This window comes from Bacillota bacterium (assembly GCA_018333655.1).
Taxonomy (GTDB): Bacteria; Bacillota; UBA994; order UBA994; family UBA994; genus BS524.
This window is the reverse complement of record JAGXTJ010000008.1, coordinates 75,850-93,896: the sequence shown is the minus strand read 5'-3', so window position 1 is coordinate 93,896 and position 18,047 is coordinate 75,850. Positions and strand designations below refer to the sequence as shown.

15 protein-coding genes are annotated in these 18,047 nt (G+C 51.8%); 10 read left to right on the top strand and 5 right to left on the bottom strand.

Features of this window, described 5'->3' with window-relative positions; translation table 11 throughout:
* Positions 1-97 precede the first annotated feature (97 nt).
* The 5 genes from KGZ92_01910 (at position 98) to pelG (ending at position 7,116) form a co-directional block, all read left to right on the top strand.
* The gene (locus KGZ92_01910; protein MBS3888039.1) at positions 98-1,375 is read left to right on the top strand and encodes a hypothetical protein; all 1,278 of its coding nucleotides are present in this window, start codon (positions 98-100) and stop codon (positions 1,373-1,375) included.
* Positions 1,368-3,197, top strand: coding sequence for a DUF2194 domain-containing protein (locus KGZ92_01905; protein ID MBS3888038.1), 1,830 nt, complete (start codon positions 1,368-1,370; stop codon positions 3,195-3,197). Before KGZ92_01910 ends, KGZ92_01905 begins: the two co-directional genes overlap by 8 nt.
* Before the next feature lie 9 nt (positions 3,198-3,206).
* Positions 3,207-4,196 carry a hypothetical protein gene (locus tag KGZ92_01900; GenBank protein MBS3888037.1) on the top strand — a complete coding sequence of 330 codons (990 nt, stop codon included), beginning with the start codon at positions 3,207-3,209 and terminating at the stop codon, positions 4,194-4,196.
* On the top strand, positions 4,187-5,602 hold the full coding sequence (pelF, locus tag KGZ92_01895; protein ID MBS3888036.1) for a GT4 family glycosyltransferase PelF: 1,416 nt from the start codon (positions 4,187-4,189) through the stop codon (positions 5,600-5,602). Before KGZ92_01900 ends, pelF begins: the two co-directional genes overlap by 10 nt.
* Before the next feature lie 62 nt (positions 5,603-5,664).
* A complete protein-coding gene (gene pelG, locus KGZ92_01890; protein ID MBS3888035.1) occupies positions 5,665-7,116 on the top strand; it encodes an exopolysaccharide Pel transporter PelG in 1,452 nt (483 codons plus the stop codon).
* Between the two features lie 23 nt (positions 7,117-7,139).
* Here pelG and KGZ92_01885 read toward each other — a convergent pair whose 3' ends face one another.
* Positions 7,140-8,210 carry a histone deacetylase gene (locus KGZ92_01885; GenBank protein MBS3888034.1) on the bottom strand — a complete coding sequence of 357 codons (1,071 nt, stop codon included), beginning with the start codon at positions 8,208-8,210 and terminating at the stop codon, positions 7,140-7,142.
* A 231-nt stretch (positions 8,211-8,441) separates the two neighbouring features.
* Between KGZ92_01885 and KGZ92_01880 the strand changes: the two genes are divergently transcribed.
* Both KGZ92_01880 and KGZ92_01875 read left to right on the top strand, forming a co-directional pair.
* On the top strand, positions 8,442-8,924 hold the full coding sequence (locus KGZ92_01880) for a GNAT family N-acetyltransferase (protein ID MBS3888033.1): 483 nt from the start codon (positions 8,442-8,444) through the stop codon (positions 8,922-8,924).
* Positions 8,890-9,996, top strand: a complete 1,107-nt coding sequence (locus tag KGZ92_01875; GenBank protein ID MBS3888032.1) for a dipeptide epimerase — start codon at positions 8,890-8,892, stop codon at positions 9,994-9,996. Before KGZ92_01880 ends, KGZ92_01875 begins: the two co-directional genes overlap by 35 nt.
* 49 nt (positions 9,997-10,045) lie before the next feature.
* On the opposite strand, the gene KGZ92_01870 is transcribed toward KGZ92_01875, so the two are convergent.
* On the bottom strand, positions 10,046-12,436 hold the full coding sequence (locus tag KGZ92_01870) for an AAA family ATPase (protein MBS3888031.1): 2,391 nt from the start codon (positions 12,434-12,436) through the stop codon (positions 10,046-10,048).
* Between the two features lie 236 nt (positions 12,437-12,672).
* Here KGZ92_01870 and KGZ92_01865 point away from each other — a divergent pair, with 236 nt between their 5' ends.
* Positions 12,673-14,043 carry a tyrosine phenol-lyase gene (locus KGZ92_01865; GenBank protein ID MBS3888030.1) on the top strand — a complete coding sequence of 457 codons (1,371 nt, stop codon included), beginning with the start codon at positions 12,673-12,675 and terminating at the stop codon, positions 14,041-14,043.
* An 88-nt stretch (positions 14,044-14,131) separates the two neighbouring features.
* Here the strand turns inward: KGZ92_01865 and KGZ92_01860 are convergent, their stop codons facing one another.
* Together KGZ92_01860 and KGZ92_01855 are read right to left on the bottom strand one after the other, a co-directional pair.
* Positions 14,132-14,581, bottom strand: coding sequence for a hypothetical protein (locus KGZ92_01860; protein ID MBS3888029.1), 450 nt, complete (start codon positions 14,579-14,581; stop codon positions 14,132-14,134).
* A 30-nt stretch (positions 14,582-14,611) separates the two neighbouring features.
* A complete protein-coding gene (locus KGZ92_01855; GenBank protein ID MBS3888028.1) occupies positions 14,612-14,995 on the bottom strand; it encodes a DNRLRE domain-containing protein in 384 nt (127 codons plus the stop codon).
* 175 nt (positions 14,996-15,170) lie between these two features.
* Between KGZ92_01855 and KGZ92_01850 the strand changes: the two genes are divergently transcribed.
* The gene (locus tag KGZ92_01850) at positions 15,171-15,761 is read left to right on the top strand and encodes a hypothetical protein (GenBank protein MBS3888027.1); all 591 of its coding nucleotides are present in this window, start codon (positions 15,171-15,173) and stop codon (positions 15,759-15,761) included.
* Between the two features lie 130 nt (positions 15,762-15,891).
* The gene (locus KGZ92_01845; protein MBS3888026.1) at positions 15,892-16,332 is read left to right on the top strand and encodes an SH3 domain-containing protein; all 441 of its coding nucleotides are present in this window, start codon (positions 15,892-15,894) and stop codon (positions 16,330-16,332) included.
* A 35-nt stretch (positions 16,333-16,367) separates the two neighbouring features.
* Here the strand turns inward: KGZ92_01845 and KGZ92_01840 are convergent, their stop codons facing one another.
* Positions 16,368-17,912: a gamma-glutamyltransferase family protein gene (locus tag KGZ92_01840; protein ID MBS3888025.1), complete on the bottom strand. Its 1,545-nt coding sequence runs from the start codon at positions 17,910-17,912 to the stop codon at positions 16,368-16,370.
* Positions 17,913-18,047 lie beyond the last annotated feature (135 nt).

Here is an 18,047-nt window from a genome sequence, read left to right as displayed (position 1 = left end):
TACACAAAATTGCAAGTATGTGTTACTATTTAGTAAAGGTCGCACTTTCCATCTATAGGAAAGTAGTAGAGGACTTTATGATGGGAGGCAGTCATTTATGAGGGCGCTGGAGTGGAATAGCAGGGCCTATCGCAGTGAGCGTAGAGATCGCCTATGGTACTGTATAGCGGAGAACATCGTCTTAAATGCGGCTATCTTCTTGCTGTTTTTTCACTTTAACCCCTTGCGGGCAGCATTTATTACTATGAATATTCACCCGCTCTTAATTCTTGTATCCTTGATGTCGCTTCGCTATGGGAACTATCTAGGGATTTTGAGTGCAGTTTTCGCTAGCGCGACTTTTGTCTACGCCTACCATCTCCTAGGGAGAGACCTCGTTCTCTTTGTCTTGGAGTGGAGTCACTACAAGTTTATTTTGATGTTCTTCCTGGCAGCTGTAATTCTGGGGAGCTCTAAAGACAGGGCCGATTTTATGATTGACAGGCTGCAAGACGAGCTCTTCGAGACAAAAAATGCCTTGACAGATTTGAGCGAGGCTGAGCGTAAGTCACAATTTGTGGCGGCAGAACTGAAGAAGCAGATTATCGGGGCTGAAGACAGCATTCTTTCTTTGTATGAAGTAGCTACAGCGCTCGATTCCTTGCACTCTGAGCGAGTTTACACCGAAATTATGACGTTGCTGGCGAGATTCCTTAAAGTTAAATCGGTGGGCATCTACTTGGTAGATACAGACTCGCGCTACTTGCGTCTTAAGGTTCACATGGGGGACAACGAGCGGATGCAAGTTTCGTTGCGAGTTGATGAGCACGCCTACTTGAGGGATGTCGTCCAGGAACTGAAGGTGGTCAAAGTTACGGGCGACAGTGCGGCGACAGACCCTCTCTTGTCGGCGCCCATCTTAAAAGACGGCAAGGCCATTGCCGTTATCAACGTAGAAGAGGCAGATATCACCATGGTGACCGAGTACTCCTACAATCTCTTTAAGATAATTGTCGAATGGATTTCTAAAGCGCTGACGCGGGCTTTAGAAATAGAGCATATTGTCGAAAAGGATGCGTACCTCCCGAATACCATCATTAGAAATTGGGAGAATTTTACTTTTCGCGTCGAAGAAGAAAAGCTGCGTTTCAGCAAATTTGGCCTGCCTTTTGGGCTAGTACGTGTGCCAGTTGGTAGTCACTCCTTAGAGCAGTTGAGTGTGAAGTTGCAAGGTTTGATCAGACAGGTTGACGCGGTGGGCTTTGATGTTTTAAACAACGAACTGCATATTCTTTTTCCTATCACTTCGTGTGAGGTCTTAGAAAAGATTGTAGCAAGGATTGCCGGCGCGCTTCACCCGATAACTGATCTGACGGTAGAGAGTTGCCATGTTTAGGAAGCTGGCCTTTCTTATCGTTATGGTGATAGTAGCCGGGCTAGCTGTGCAACTAGCGCGCACAGCTGATATGTTTTGGATCAGTTGGGTAGCAGAAGGGCAAGCACTAGCAGTGGACACGAGTGCGCTGCCGTCTGAACTTCCTGTGCCCGATAGCTACGAGCAGGTCATTGTTCTCTATGCAGATGAAGATGTGGGCTCACAGTTGTTGCGGGAAAACGTGTATCATACTTTGCGGATGGCGAAGATAGAGGCCAAGTATGTTCATGTGCAAAGCGAAGAGGCTAGCGCTAGGGTTCTATCCCTGCGCAATGTGGACTTGCTAGTGGTAGCCACGGAATTGCTTGTCGACGACAACCTTGTCCGGGCCATTATTGATTTTACCTATGGAGGCGGAAATAGCGTTTTCTTAATAAGGAGCCCTATTCCCGCGCTTGATGCAGTGGTGGGGATAACCCAAAATCGTGGTTTTTCAGTGAAAGATGCCATTGGTATAAACTTGGTCGCACATATGTTTCCGGGCCTTGATACCACGGCACTTTCCGGTTTCGTGCAGTCACTTTTAGATGTAGAAGTGCGGGAAGACGTCACTTTGCTAGCCACTGCTGACGACGCCAGACCACTTATATGGACGGCCATTTATGGCGAGGGGCAGGTTCTGTATGTTAATTCCACTATGTTCCAAGCCAAAAAAAATCGTGGCCTACTCCTGCAGTCCATAGCTTTCCTTCCCAAGCACTTCCTGACCACCATATTTAACGGCATCATCGTCAACATCGATGATTTTCCTGCCCCTACTAGCCTTGGTCGGCATGACAGAATATTTAAGGATTACTTTATGACCACGCCTGAATTTATGCGCCAAGTATGGTGGCCAGACACTTACAATTTCGCTCGGCGCTTTAATTTGAAGTTGACGGGACTCGGGATGTTAACCTTTAACTCCGACACTAAGAGCCCCTTAGACCTACCTTATGATGTAACTAAGCAGCAATGGGCGTACTTTGGTCGCAGGTTGCTGGAGTCGGGTGGTGAGCTTGGCATACATGGCTACAACCATCAATCCTTAGCTTTAGAAGGGCAAATGTCGTTTGCTGATTACGGCTACACGCCCTGGGACTCACAGCAGACGATGGAAGAGGGTCTGCGCATGTTAGCGCAGGTCATCAGGGAGCTATACGGTGAGCTACGCATCTTTAGTTACGTGCCGCCCTCCAATATTGTTTCGCGCGAGGGTAGATTGGCTGTAAAGAGCGTTTTCCCTGATATCAGGGTGTTTGCCGGACTTTACACCGGTGAGCCCGAACTTGGGCTCCTGCTGCAAGAGTTCGGGCGCGATCCTTATGTGCCCGAAGTAGTAAGTTTTCCGCGCTTTTCTGCTGGGTACCTCCCCGATGACAATGTGCGTTGGGCCCTCTACAATGCCGTGGCGCACTATGGCTTGGTGCATCATTTTGTTCACCCTGACGATGTACTCGACGAGGTTCGATCCCGCGGCTTGTCCTGGGAGGCGATGGATCGCCAAATTAACTCCTTGTTTGCTGATATACGCCGCCTCTTCCCCTTTCTCAGGCCTATGACCTTGACGGAGGCCTACGCTTACTTTGTTAAGACGGAGAATTTGGGTGTTTACACTAACTCTCGTCCGGGAGAGATCACCATCAACTACAGTAGAGAAGTGACCCCGGTGTATCATTTCCTCAGGCTCAAGGGGCAGAGCATACTGCGCGTCGAAGGCGGCACATTTCAACTCTTTTGTCAGGAGAACAATATCTATCTCATCCAAGGACTTGCTGGGCAAGTGCGAATTTTGACGAGGTAGGTGGTTTGTGTGAAAATCATCTATTACTGTGTAGCAGCAGTATGTGTTTTGGTGAGCTTATCGGCCCTAGTCCAGGCTCTATATTGGCAACGCATATCGCCATTTTTTCTGTTCGCCATCAATGGAGCGATGGTGGCAATAATTTGGTGGTTATCCGCGGTAGCCAAACTATCGGTCGTTTCGGCCCTGCTCTACATGGCCTTTTTATGGCCGGGCATCGGTCCGCTGCTTCTTTGCTGGGCTATGCACTGGAACAGACGCAGAGCTAGCGAGAGCGAGCAATTGCGTGAATACCAGAAATACATCGAAGCTTTACAGCTGGCACAAGGCCTTCGACCGCTCAGTGCTGGCGATGTACAGACAGACATTAATACCTTGACGGGTCAGGATGTCATGCACTTGACCAGCCCCACTCGCAAAAAAGACTTTATTATTGGGTCTAAGGAACAGGATCTGCCCCATCAGGTAGCGGTTTTAAGCAAGGCTCTCCGTGACTCCGACCCTGAGGTGCGTCATTACGCTGCCGCCATGATGGCGGCTCTTAGCGATGGCTGCGAAAAGGAGATCCAGGGACTAAAGGAGAAGGCAGTGCGAGACCCTGAATTACTGCTCCCGCTAATTGACGCTTATGACCGTTATATTCATTCTGGCCTTATGGCGTTAGCAGTCAGGCGCGAATTTGCCAAAGAATATTTGTCCCTGCTCTGGGAAGGCAAAAAGTTATGGCCACAAAATTATGAGGTGGCGCTGAAACTGCTTAACACCTTAGTGGAGCAGGCCAAGTATGACGAGGCCCGGCAGATCCTACCGGAAATCGCTACGAGCTTTCCTCTGCAACCCTTTCCCCTGCTCGTCCAAATGCGGCTAGAATTCTTGCAGGGCAATTTCAAGCAAGTGGCAGAAGTCGCCAGTAATATTAGGGAGGCGGGTTGGTCTGTGCCTACGGACTACCAGCCGATGGTGGAGTATTGGCTAGGGGAGGGAAAAACATGGAAGTAGCTTTGATTTTGGAGGGGTCCTACCCCTATACTACGGGCGGATTGTCCAGTTGGACGCAGCAGTTGATGACACATTTGCCGGAAAAGAAATTTAAGATTATCTCCATCATGCCTAGCCGCTCAACACTCCCCTCGCTTAAGTATCGACCGCCGAGTAATGTTACGGAGCTAACCACCTTATTTCTCGAAGACTTCATGCTGCTCTCACCAACTAAGCGCGGTCGTAGTATTCGACTATCAACCCAAGAGAGGCTGGCTGTGGAGGGTTTCCTGACTTTTGGCAGCGATACAAATTGGGAGTTGGCCGTTACTACTTTGGCAAACATCGCGAAAGTTGGCACCTCGGTCGAGTTCCTGAAGAGCGATTTTTTTTGGGAGTACTTACTTCGTACCTACAGCGACGGACATGCCACGAAGGACTTTAATCGGCACTTTTGGTCTTTGGTGTCCATGTATGTGCCGCTACTAACGCTTATACAGCAGCAGGGACCGCGCGCAGACGCCTATCATGCCCTTTCAACTGGCTATGCGGGGCTAATGGGTCTGGTGTATAAATTCAAGTACTCCAAGCCTTTAATTCTCACTGAGCACGGCATTTATGCGCGTGAACGGGAGGAAGAAATCATTAACGCAAGTTGGGTCGCTCCGGACTTCAAAAAAATCTGGATTAGCTACTTCTACGCCATGTCCACTGGGGTGTACAAAAGCGCAGACATGATAATTTCCCTGTTTAATCGCAATCGCGACATTCAGTTGGAGCTAGGTGCGCCGGCGTCTCAGACGAGGGTGATTCCCAATGGAGTCGATACAACAAGGTTTGCTGAGCGCTCTAGCTGGGATAGTAGGCAGAATATAGGAGCTGTCTTGCGTGTAGTTCCCATCAAAGATGTCAAAACACTAATCCGCGCCTTCAAAATTATAAGTAGCGAGCTCCCCGGCACAACACTATTCATTATTGGCAGCGGTGAAGAAGATTTGGCGTACTACTTGGAATGCAAGCAGCTAGTTGATTTACTGTTGCTCACGGATAGAGTAGTCTTTACCGGGCATGTCGACATAAGGGATTACTTGCCGCGGCTTGATGTGCTACTTCTAACCTCTCTCTCTGAGGCGCAACCGCTTGTTATGCTCGAGGGCATGGCTGCGGGACTACCCTTTGTGGCCACCGATGTTGGCTCCTGCAGCGAACTTTTGCTCGGTCGGCCCGGTGAAGGCATCGGCCCTGCAGGGATTATAGTCCCTCAGGTTTCACCGGAAGATACGGCTCAAGCAACCATTCGCCTGCTCACTGATCATGCCTTAAGGAGAGAGATGGGTAGTAACGCGCGGCAAAGGGTGGAGCAGTTTTACAATCAAGAACAATTCATCAACAGTTACCGACAAGCTTACGAGAGTTTCGGCATATAGACAGAGATCTGCTCTTGCAGGATGCCCTTGCACTGTTAAATTGGTCGCAGGAGGAATATAAGATGGCTGGAATTGGTTTTACACTGAAGAGATTGTTTTACAAGGACACGTTTAGCGACAGATTTAGGGCCTATGCCTTTTCTTCCCTCGTGGCCGCCGGCCCTTGGCTGTCGGCTGTACTGGTCGTCAACATTCTTTTGCTAGTGGCTGAACGCTACATTATGGCACCCTCCGATAGATTATTGTTTATGAGCACCATAGTGTATAGCTTTATTTTCAGCCAAATTATAACAGCGCCATGGCAATTTGTCGCCACGCGCTATATAGCAGACAGATTATTCCATAAGGAGTACGACTATATTAAGCCTTCTCTCATGGGTGTCAGCAAGATTGTTTTCACGTTGGCCTTTGTGGCGCAGGCTATTTTCTACCTCCGGACGCCTCTGCCGAGCTACTATATTTTCATGGCGGCGTCACTATTTCTGATCTTGACCTTGACATGGATTCTTATGGTATACATGAGTGCGGCCAAAGACTACCTTGCAATAGCTCGGTCCTTCATATGGGGTGGAGTGGTAACAGTGGCCCTCAGTTTCTTGTTGTTTGCCAAGCCGATTCACTTTCCTCTGCATCTTTACGCTAGCAACATGCTCTTGGCCTACGTGGTGGGTTTAGCGGTAACTCTGTTACTGCTGGTGCGTACCTTCTTGGTAATCTTTACTTTTGGCAACAACTACGAATTTGATTTTCTCAGGTACCTGAACAAAGTGGGCAGTCTATTCTTTATAGGGCTCTTTTACACCTTGGCCACTTGGATTGACACCATCTTGATCTGGAATTCGGAGTACGGCGGCCTTATCTATGGCACCTATCGCTTTGCTCTCCATTATGATCATGCTAAATTTCTTGCTTACTTGACAATTATTCCGACTTCTGTCCTGTTTTTGGTATACGTCGAGACTGAGTTTTACGATAAATTCAAGACTTACTTTCAGGCGATACGTGGTGGGGCTAGCCTTGCGGAAATAGTGGCTGCAAGACAGGTCATGGTCCAGCTCGCTTACCGCCACATTGTCTACTTGCTGGAACGACAAGTACTCATCACCTTCACAGTCTTGGTGCTGTCCAATTCCCTATTTGTAGCGCTCGGGTTTTCGGTGCTGCTCGTAGACGTCTTTCGCATAACTGCGCTTGCTGCGATATGTAATGCGATAATGCTTGTAGTGCTCCTCATGCTGCTATACTTCGAAGCACGATTAGAGGCCTTACTGGTTGCAGCGGTGTTCTTCGTGGCCAATCTTGTTTTGACCGCCGCATTTATACCCCTAGGCTCGGCTTACTTGGGGCTCGGCTTGTTTTTATCCGCCTTAATTGCTCTGCTCATGTCTATCTGGATCTTGTCTGCCTATCTCAGGCGGATTGAGTACACTACCTTTACGCGACAACCTTATTTTGCGGTGCCAGAGAAAGGGATGTTTATCTCTCTGGCTGACTACCTCAATTCGCATAGCTAGGTCTCGTTGGCGCTACTAATTGGCTAGTTGGAAGTTGTGTTGCTAAGCGGCCAGTACTCGCCCTGCAAGGCGATTACCTGCGCTAAGAGGCCCTTTGACCCGTGATTTAGCATTGCGGGTGGCAGCTCACTTGGCGGCATATCGGGGTGCTCCAGTAGCGCGTCAATAATGTAGCGGACTGCCTGTGCTGCCCCGTTGAGATGGTAGCCGCCTTCAAGGCAGAGCAACATGCGGCCCTGCGCACAGTGCTTGGCAACGCGTGTCAGCGCTCTCGCCATGTAGTCAAAGCCCTGCCATGTTACTTGCATGCCGCCCAAGGGGTCTTTGTGGTAGGCGTCTTGGCCAGCTGAAATAATAATTAACTCGGGCTGGTAGGCATCGAGCACGGGAATGATGACGCGGTCAAAAAACAGTGCGTAGTCGGCGTCGTGGCAGCCCCCAGGCAGAGGGATATTGATGTTATACCCGCGCCCCTGTCCGCGGCCTACTTCGTTAAGGTGGCCAGTACCGGGATACCCCGGGCTGTGGTGGAGAGAAATGACGAGCACGCTAGGGTCAGTATAGAAAGTGTTCTGTGTGCCGTTGCCATGATGAGCATCCCAATCGATAATGGCGATGCGCTTAAGGCCGTACTTGTCTAGGGCGACGCGGGCAGCAATGGCTACATTGTTGAAAAGGCAGAAGCCCATTGCTCTGTCGTATTCGGCATGATGACCTGGGGGACGGCAGAGGACAAAAACCTTTTGCAGCGCGCCCTCCATAATGGCCGCAAGGCCTATCAGTGCACTGCCCGCGGCTAAAAGAGCGACCTCGTATGACTCGGGCACGATGTAGGTGTCCGGGTCGAGGTAGTGTTCGCCGCTTTGGCAGGCGACTTCCACCGAGCGAATATAGGGAGCGGTATGTACGGTGGCGATTTCTTGCGTTGTCGCGTAGCGCGGCGTTAGCCGGGGAAGCCTAGCTAAGTGACCCGACTCCTGCAAAACAGCAAGAATATGCTCTAGACGCTCTTTCCCCTCTGGGTGCTGCGCAAGGCTATGCGCGAGAAAGGCCCTGTCGTACACTAAGCCGCAAGCAGGTTGTGTCATCTTCAATTTAATTCCTCCAATACAAGAAACAGGATACAAGAAGCAGGAAACAAGAAGCAGGAAACAAGAAGCAGGATACAAGAAACAGGAAATAAAGAAGCAAGAGGCGAGAAGCGAGAAGCAAGCAACAGCGGGGACGGTTTCTAGCTCCTTGCTGTCGTATCCCTTGGGGATATTATATAATAAAGGCATAATCGACGCCAAAGTGGTGGCGTTATTAGAGCGGGAGGTCAGACGATGAGTCTTCACATCAGAAAGGTTGTACCTGATGATTTCACAGCCTTGCTCGCGGTAGAGGAGGCCGCCTTTCTTGGCGACGGGTATAGTCCTTACTTTCTTAAAATGGCGCCGCTACTTTATCCGCAGACCTGCTTCGTGGCCGTAAGTGACGAGGTAGTGGTTGGCTACAGTCTTGGCGCGAGGGACGGAAGTGACGCGGCCTTAGGCTGGCTACTCACCGTGGCCGTTATCCCGGCCTTCCATGGGCAAGGTATTGGGCAGATGCTGACTGAGGTATTGATGCAAGCGATGGTAGCCTTGGGCATGAGGACACAGCTTCTCACTGTGGCGCCAACGAACCCGGCCCGCAAGCTCTACCAGAAATTAGGTTTTGCTGAGGTGAGGTTAGAGCGTGACTGCTATGGTCCCGGCCAGGACAGACTCTACATGGAGAGGAGGGTGAGCCATGAAAATAGTCCGTGCGGAAATCAGACGAATTAATTTGCCGCTGCGAACTCCCTTTGTCATTGCCTACAACACTTGGACTTCTATGCCCTCTGTCATCGTAAAGTTAACGACTGATGAGGGCGTCGTCGGCTGGGGAGAGAGTGTGCCGGATGAGGGTGTGACGGGGGAAACAATTGATGGTGTCTACGCGACACTATCTCGGGTGCTCTTGCCGGCTTTAATTGGCGAGAAAGCAAGTAATATCGAGGCCTGGCATGCGCGGGTTGGGGCAGCTATAAATGGCGCCTATGCTGCTAAAGCCGCCATCGACATCGCCTTGTTCGATATCCTAGGCCAGGTTGCGGGGCAGCCACTCTACGAACTACTAGGCGGAGACACTAACCTTGTTAAAGCGCCGGCTGTCATCGGTATTTCGCTACCAGAACAACTCAGAGAAAGCTTAGCGCCCTATGTTAGTGAGGGTTATGAGCACTTTAAGCTTAAATTAGGCGGCCGAGTGGACCTAGACACTAGGCGTGTGGCTATCGCGCGAGAGTTTTTGGGGCCAGAGGCCATCATTAAGGTGGATGCCAATCAGGGCTGGGGTAGTTGGGATATGGCCCTCAAGGCTATTCGCGCCATAGAACCCTATGACATCGAACTCATCGAGCAGCCGGTCAAGCACCATGACTACGAGGGTCTGCGCAGGGTGCGCGAGCATTCACCCCTGCCGATTATGATTGATGAGGGCGTGCGTGACTTGCGCGACTTGCTATTCATCGCGAAGCAAGGGGGCATGGACTGGGTTAATATCAAGCTCATGAAGTGCGGCGGCATTATGCCGGCTCTTAAGATGGCTGCCTTGGCAGAGGCGGCAGGCATTAAGGTGCAAATTGGCTCTATGCTGGAGTCTTCTATCGCCAGCTTCGCCGGCGCACATATCCACCGCGCCCTAGCCGTGGTTAGGGCGAGCGAAATGGTGGGGCCGCGCTACTTTGCGGAAGACATAGGCAATTTTAAGTATGACCAAGGTACGGTCGTTTTTTCAGAGGAGCCAGGGCTTGGGGTTATCGTCGATGAAGAAAAGCTGCTGCATTTGACAACTTGCTGTCAGTACATTACATAGCAACAGTCCCCAAGCACAGGGCTTAGGGGACTGTTCTGGGTGCCGGCAGTTAGTTTTGTCGCGGGCTGTCCTTTAGCGACTCTAGGTAGTAGCGTTCTAAGCGAGTGGCCACTTTGTGGAAAACGGTGCCAACAGGGAAAGCCCCTTCGGCATCAGGCACCCCCGCAGGGACTCCCGTTAATAGTTCAATGCCCTGCTCGATGGTGCTAGCCGACCAGATATGAAAGGTGCCTGCGGCCACGGCGGAGATAACTTCGCTGTCTAGCATGAGATTCTTGACATTAGTATGGGGGATGAGCACACCTTGCTTGCCCGTCAGTCCTTTGCGCTTGGCCACCCGGAAGAAGCCCTCGATTTTTTCGTTGGCCCCTCCGATGGGCTGAATCTCGCCTTTTTGGTTAACGGAGCCGGTGACGGCAATGCCCTGATCAAGGGGGATGTCGGACAGGCTGGAGAGTAGAGCGTACAATTCCGTGCTCGAGGCGCTGTCGCCATCGATGCCGTCGTAGGATTGTTCAAAGCACAGGGTGGCCGTCAAAGTCAGAGGGAATTTCTGGGCAAACATCTTGCCGAGGTAGCCACTCAGGATATGCACCCCTTTGTTGTGCGAGGGGCCGCTCATCTGGGCTTCTTTCTCGATATTAATGACGCCGCTCTTGCCGGCGAAAGTATTGACGGTGATACGGGAGGGGCGCCCAAAAGAGTAGTCTCCTAAATTGTAGACAGCCAGACCATTAATCTGCCCCACCTCATGCCCTTCGGTAGAGATAAGGTAGGTACCCTCCTCGATGAGCTCATGGATTTTCTGTTCGTACTTGTCGGAACGATAGCGTTTTTGTTCAAGGGCTTTCTCCACATGCTCGTCATGAACGACCGAGGAGCCGGCGATATCTGCCCAGATGTTGGCCTCAGCAAGCAGCTCGACAATGTCGTTAAACCTGGTGCTTAACTTGCCTTGATTGTCCGCTAGGCGCGAGCTGTAATCGACAACTGCAGACACCGCATGGCGTGTGAAATGGCGCAAACCCTTAACTTGGCAGTGTTTCGAGATGAAGGCCGCCATCTTGTAGATATAGTCGTCTTTACGTGTCATCTCGGTTTCAAAGTCAACTTTGACCTTAAAGAGCTTCTTGAAGTCCTCCTCGTACTGGTAGAGTACTCGGTAGATCTCGTAACTGCCAATTATGAGCACTTTCACATTGAGGGGGATACCCGCGGGTTTGAGGCCGGTAATCACGGTGCTAGCAGAAGGCACATTTTCAATCTGAGTTATACGATGCTTAAGGGCTCGCTTTAGGGCCTTCCAGGATAGCGCATTGCTAAAGAGGTCCTCGGCTTCCAAGATCAGAAAACCGCCATTAGCGCGATGGATTGCTCCCGCCTTGATGCGTGTAAAGTCAGTGGTCAAGACACCCATGTTGTGCTGCATCTCAATCATACCCATTAGATTGTAGTAGGCGGCATGTGGTTCGCGAACAACGGGCGCACCTTTAGTATCCTTATTGTCCACCACTAAGTTGACTTTGTACTTCATATCCCATGCTTCTTTGACGCCCTGCTGCAGGTTGGCGAGCGGGTTCTGTGGGGCATCTTCTTCGGGCCAGAAATTCTTGATATGTTTTAGGATATCGCTCTGTAGGTCTTCAAAATAGGCCTGTGCCGCCTGATTGCCACCGAAAAGGTTCTGCAGCGCTTGTACTAGCGGCCCTAGCACCGCTAGAGCAGTCTGGTGCTCAAGCTTAAGTAGTTTCTCCTGGGCCTCTTCCTCACGGGCACGGATCTCGGCAAAAATGTCCTCGGCGCGAGCGCTGAACTTGGCTACTCGCTCCGTAATCTCGCGCATGGCGCCTGCGTCAAGGCCTGCCACCACTGCTTCAGTGGCGGGTTGGCCATCGATGATGGGCACGGTGATGTAACCTTTGCCAGAGGGCTTAAAGAGCAGCTGATTTTCTTTGGCGACTTGCTCAATTTGCGCCATGAGAGTGATGCTCTGCTCTTGAAACCCTTGTATTATTTCTTGGCGAGAGGACTTAAAGGCATCGTCCTCGAAGGCCTTGGGGAGCTCTTTCTTAAGCGTTTCAATCAGCGAGGACATAGATTCTTTAAAGGTTGTGCCCTCACCTGCTTTGAAAGAAAGGGCCATGGGTTGATCGGGCCTTTTAAAGTCATATACATAACACCAATCATCAGGGGTGGGCAGTTTCTCGGCTACTTCTTTCACTATGGAGGCGGTGTAGCTGTTGCGTCCCGTTCCCGTCATGCCCATGATGTAGACATTGTATCCTTCGTCTTTAATGCGCAAACCGAAAGCGAGAGATTGCACGGCGCGATCCTGGCCCATGAGTCCTTCTAGTGGCGCGACTTCCTCCGTGGTCGTGAAATTGAGTTGCTCCAGGCAACAGCGGGCGCGTAGGCGGTCGTGGCTTAGTTTCTCGAACACTCTTGTTCCCCTCCTTTGTTTACAAAGCTGCACAAGCAAATTATACAGCATGCGCATATCTTTGTGGCGATTGCCACAAAAATGAAACATGAGGCTTTCTGGTGCACATTGCGCCATCGAGCGGTCTTAATGCACCTAACGTGAGGGACATTCCGCCTGGGATGCGCATAATTTGCCTCTACGGCCCGAGTTTATGGTAGAATACGAAGTGTATTTAAGCACAGAGGAGGCTAACTATGAGAAACTATCCCCCCGAACCATTCAGAATTAAAGTCGTCGAGCCGGTAACTATGACCAGTCAAGCAGAGAGGGAAGAAGAGATCATCCGCGCTGGGTACAACACCTTCCTCATCCAATCGGAGAAGGTCTACATAGATCTGCTCACCGACAGCGGTACCACTGCCATGAGCGACGCGCAGTGGGGAGCCATGATGCAGGGCGATGAAGCCTATGCGGGTAGTAAGAATTTCTTTCAGCTAGAGAAGGCCGTGCAAGAGGTTTATGGCTTTAAGTACGTGGTGCCTACCCATCAGGGTCGCGGCGCCGAGAACATCTTGTCGCGCATCATGATAAAGCCGGGCGACTATGTGCCAGGCAATATGTACTTCACCACCACGCGCTACCACCAAGAAGCTAATGGTGGCAAATTTGTGGATGTCGTTATTGATGAAGCCCATGACTCGCAAATTGACCATCCTTTTAAAGGCAATATTGACATCGCCAAGCTAGAGAAGTTAGTAAGTGAAGTGGGCGCAGCGAAAATACCCTACATTTGCTTAGCGACGACCGTCAATCTAGCGGGTGGTCAACCTGTCAGCATGCAGAATATGCGTGAGGTGCGCGAGTTCTCGCTCCGTCATGGCATTAAAATATTCCAGGATGCCACCCGCTGCATGGAGAACGCCTACTTTATCAAGAGGCGCGAGTTAGGCTACGCCAACAAGAGCATCAAGGACATCGTCAATGAGATGATGAGCTATGCTGATGGCTGCACCATGAGCGGTAAGAAAGATTGTCTGGTCAACATCGGTGGCTTTTTGGCCCTAAATGAGCATGATCTCTATGTTAAGGCGTGTGAACTGGTTGTCGTTTTCGAAGGCATGCCTTCCTATGGCGGCATGGCAGGGCGCGACATGGCCGCTATGGCCCGTGGAATTTACGAAGCCATAGACTACCCCTACCTTGAACACAGGGTAGAGCAGGTGCGTTACTTGGGTGAGCGACTAAAGGAAGCAGGCATACCGATTGTCCTGCCCATTGGCGGGCATGCAGTCTATCTAGATGCTAAACGCTTTTTGCCGCATCTTGCTCAAGATGAGTTTCCGGCGCAGACGCTCGCCGCTCACCTCTACCTAGAGTCTGGCGTGCGCAGCATGGAGCGGGGTATCATCTCTGCCGGGCGTGATGAGCTAGGCAACCATCGCTACCCCAAGCTAGAGCTAGTCAGGCTCACCATACCGCGGCGTGTCTATACTTACGCCCACATGGACGTCGTGGCCGATGCCGTAATTTCTCTTTACGAGAAACGTGACACCATTCGCGGCCTCAGGTTTACCTACGAAGCACCGTCTCTCCGTTTCTTCACCGCACGGTTTGAGATTAAGTAGCTGCGATTTTCAGTTTGGGTATAAATGCAGTAACAGCACTCCCTTGCCTGCTGGCAAGGGAGTGCTTTTTTCTGTCGTGTGCGGATTACTACCCGATGTGACCTTGGTAATGGAGTGTGATGGTAGCCGGCCTGATGTCCACACTAGTTATGGTTGTTCTCACGAAGCGCGAGAACACAGCTGCGACTAGGCTTGTTGTCTCATTGGCGAAAAGCGGGATGACCGGGCCGTCGGGGGCAAAGTTGCTGCCGTCTGGTGAAGTGAATAGTCTTAGTTCTACACTCCCTGGGCCATTGTTGGTTGCCCATATACTGATTGGACTGAGCAGGCTGACATCCTTATCATGGTAGGTGTTGTCTAGGCTAGGGACCGTAAATACGTGTTTCTCATCTGTGAACTGTGGAGTCAGGGAGCCGGCGATGACTGTAAGGACGGAATAGGTGAGCTTCACTCTGGGCCAAAAGTCTGAATTGATAGCATTCGCCGTGGACGCTCTAAAAAAGGCGGCATAGGGAAAATCACTGTAAGGCCCAATCATGACCCCTAGTGGAGCCGCCGAGCCTAGAACTCAAGTCTGCACTGCCCCTGTTATGTCTATGACTAGGGGCCCATGTTCTGGTTGCGCAAAAGTGCTTACGGGCAGGGCCTCAAAGGTGGGCTGTTTTCTCCACGTAGCAGTAGTCGCACTCCATCTTTGCAGTATCCTGTAAACGCCATAAACCTGGGATAGCGCGTGCCTTTCAGTATGCAGCACATGAAGTCGCAGTTCCGCTCTGGTAACTACGGCCCCTGCCGGCAGCGCAGAGCTAATGGGGAAATTTAAGAGGGACATACCGAGGTAGCCAGACTCATCACGACCCGCGAACATCGAAGTACTCCTGGCGTAGTTTTTCTTGGGGCGTCCCTGATAAATAAAGGTATCGGCGGTAGGGGTAAGATACATGGTCGGCATTGACATCACTCCTTGGTGTTATTTAGGCATGACAATCATGCCTTTCAGTACAGTCTATGTAGACGTACTTGTAGAGGTGTAATTGTCCACCCCTTTGCACCACCCCAATGACCCGTGAATAGGGTGTTAGTGGTAAGGGGTTTCCCTTACACACCTAAGCAAAGGAGGAGAGAAAATGCCAAACTACAAGGTCTTTCAAGACTCGCCTGCCAGTTTGCGCACAAGGATGCATGGCGTCCTAGGCGACACCGACCTGCCCCTAGTTGTAGACCCCTCGGGCGTCATGGCAATTCAGGATAACGGCGGTGCCATTACAGTTGATGCGGTAAGTCTCGATGTGCGCAACCTTGGCCATGTGAACGACAGTATTCAAGTATATGGGTTCGATGGCACGGTCAACAGGCCGCTACTGACTGATGCGAGCGGCAGAGTGCAGTGCATTGTGACCACGATGTTTCTGGAGGCAACTCAGACTGTAGTTACCGGAACGGATTTTGTCGGCGGAACAGAGCGCGACGTGAGTACAGTTCCAACCTACACCTGGTTTGTGCAGAACATCGGAGGCGTCAACTCGGCGGAAGTGCTGCTTGAGATTAGCCCTAATGCCGTAGACTGGGTAACTGACGGCTTACTGACGGCAGTGCTACCAGGCACCTCGCTCGTTCTCGTGCCCAGTATATTCCTGCGCTACACGAGAATTTCCTACAGATCGGCTGTCCCTCTGGCAGACACTTCATTGGTGCTGACATGGCAAGCGCACAACTAAGCCGAGGGCGAGCTAACCCTGGGGTATACGGGCTTCGCAGCAGAGAAAGAGCAGGGTAACCTGCTCTTTCTTGTCGAAACTTATTCTGCTGTGTTGCGTAAGAAATGTTAGAAAGTGCGGGTGGTGTAAGATGGGAAGTGGACAAAAGCTAGTGACTATAGCTGTGGTGACGCGGGTTAGAACAGAAGGCAGCCCCAAGGCCGAGGTGGTGGCCGAGCTGCCGCGAGACACGGAAGTCGAAGTGCTGATTAACGGCGATCCCTTTGTGCAGATTTCGGCCTGGCATGCGGAGCGTGGGCGAGTAGCGGGTTGGGTACACAGGAGTTTTCTTTCTGGTTTAGAGGGCGCGGGAACCGCGCCAGAGCGCACGCAGATCGTGGACCCCCCGTGTAATGCCTGTGGCGCCTTGAATTGGGTGCATACGCCTGCCGAGCGCTTTATTCATCTGTCCTTACTGAACTTAGTTGGGGTTAGGCATAGAATTTGCACGTCATGTGGCCTAGTCCAAGAGTGTATCGGCGCCAAAGAAATTGAAGAAGTAAAGAGCTGGCAGCAAAGTAGAACCACCTAAGGGTGCAAAGCGCAAACCTTCGTTCCGCTTTGACTTTAGAAGCAGGCGATGTGGCCGTCGGCGCGGCTCTCGGTGCCGCCGCAAAGGACGCCTGTGGCAGGGTTTCGCCAGATGATTTGGCCGCGCCCGAAGCTGCCGCTATCTAGGGTGCGCACTACCTGATGTCCTTGACGAAGTAGAGCGAGGGCTAGGTGGTTGGGGAAGCTGGGCTCGACATGCACTGTTGTGCCACTAATCCACTGCCAGCGCGGGGCGTCTAGTGCGGCTTGGGGGTTCAGGTTGAAGTCAATGCTATTCATAAGTACCTGTACATGCCCTTGCGGCTGCATAAAGCCGCCCATCACGCCAAAGGGCCCTATAGCCTGACCCTGTTGGGTGAGAAAACCGGGGATGATGGTGTGGTAGGGGCGCTTGCCGGGGGCTAGGGCGTTAATGTGGGCGGGGTCTAGAGAGAAACTATTGCCGCGGTTCTGCAGGGCAATGCCCGTCTCGGGGATGACGATGCGCGAACCAAAACCCATGTAGTTGCTCTGAATCAGGCTGACCATGTTGCCTTCGCCATCAGCCGTGGCCAGGTAGACAGTGCCGCCACCAAGTGGGGTGAGCGGTGCTGGTTCGTGAGCGTTTTCGCTGATACGGGCACGGCACTCGGCCACGAAATCGTCGTGCAAGAGGTCCTGCGGACTAAGCTTCATGTAGGCGGGGTCAGTAATGTGGGCGAAGCCAACGCTAAAGGCAAGTTTGATTGCTTCAATCTGTTTGTGGTATGTCGCCGTGCTTGGTGCGTTATTAAAGTCAAATTCTCCGAGTATTTTTAGCGCTAAGAGAGTGACAAGCCCTTGCCCATTAGGTGGCAGCTGCCATACATCGTAGCCGCGGTAGTTCGCAGCAAGGGGCTCCACCCATTCTACGCGGTAGCTCTCTAGGTCCCCTCGCTCTAGAAAACCGCCATGTTTTTTGGCGAAAGCGACCATGCGCTCGGCTAGGTCGCCCCGATAGAAGGCCTCGCCCCGTGTCGCAGCAATGGCGGCGAGAGTGGCGGCATGATGCGGAGAGCGCCACATTTCGCCAATCTCCGGCGGTCGGCCATTAGGGGCAAAAAGGGCGAAGTAGGGGTCAAACTCGCAGCCTGTGAACTGCTTGCGGTCTGCTGTCAAGGCTCTTTTCCAGCTGTGGCCTAGCGTGGGTGAAAGGGGGAAACCGCCCTCTGCCAGTTCAATGGCTTCGGCAAAGACCTCGGTGAGGGGCAGGCGTCCAAATCTCTCGGATAGTGCGGCCCAACCTGCTACGGCTCCCGGCACGGTCACCGGGGCAAAACCGAATTTGGGCATTTCGGTGTGGCCTTGTCGGCGGAGAGCCTCAAGGGAAATAGTCTGTGGGGCCCCGCCGCTAGCATTGAGACCGTACAACTGCCCTTTATGCCAAACAATAGCAAAAGCGTCGCTGCCGATACCATTTGAAGTTGGCTCCACGACGGTCAGGCAAGCGGCGGTGGCGATAGCGGCATCTATGGCATTGCCACCCTTCCTCAGGACATTAAGACCAGCCTCAGCGGCCAAAGGTTGTGACGTCGCCACCATGCCGCGTTTGGCATAGGTAGCCACGCGCTGTGACGCATGGGGATAGTAGAGAGGATCGAATTTCACGGCTAGCCCCCCTTAGTATTTACTATGGCGTAATTTACGCCATGCGTATGTATTAGCCATGGGTACGGT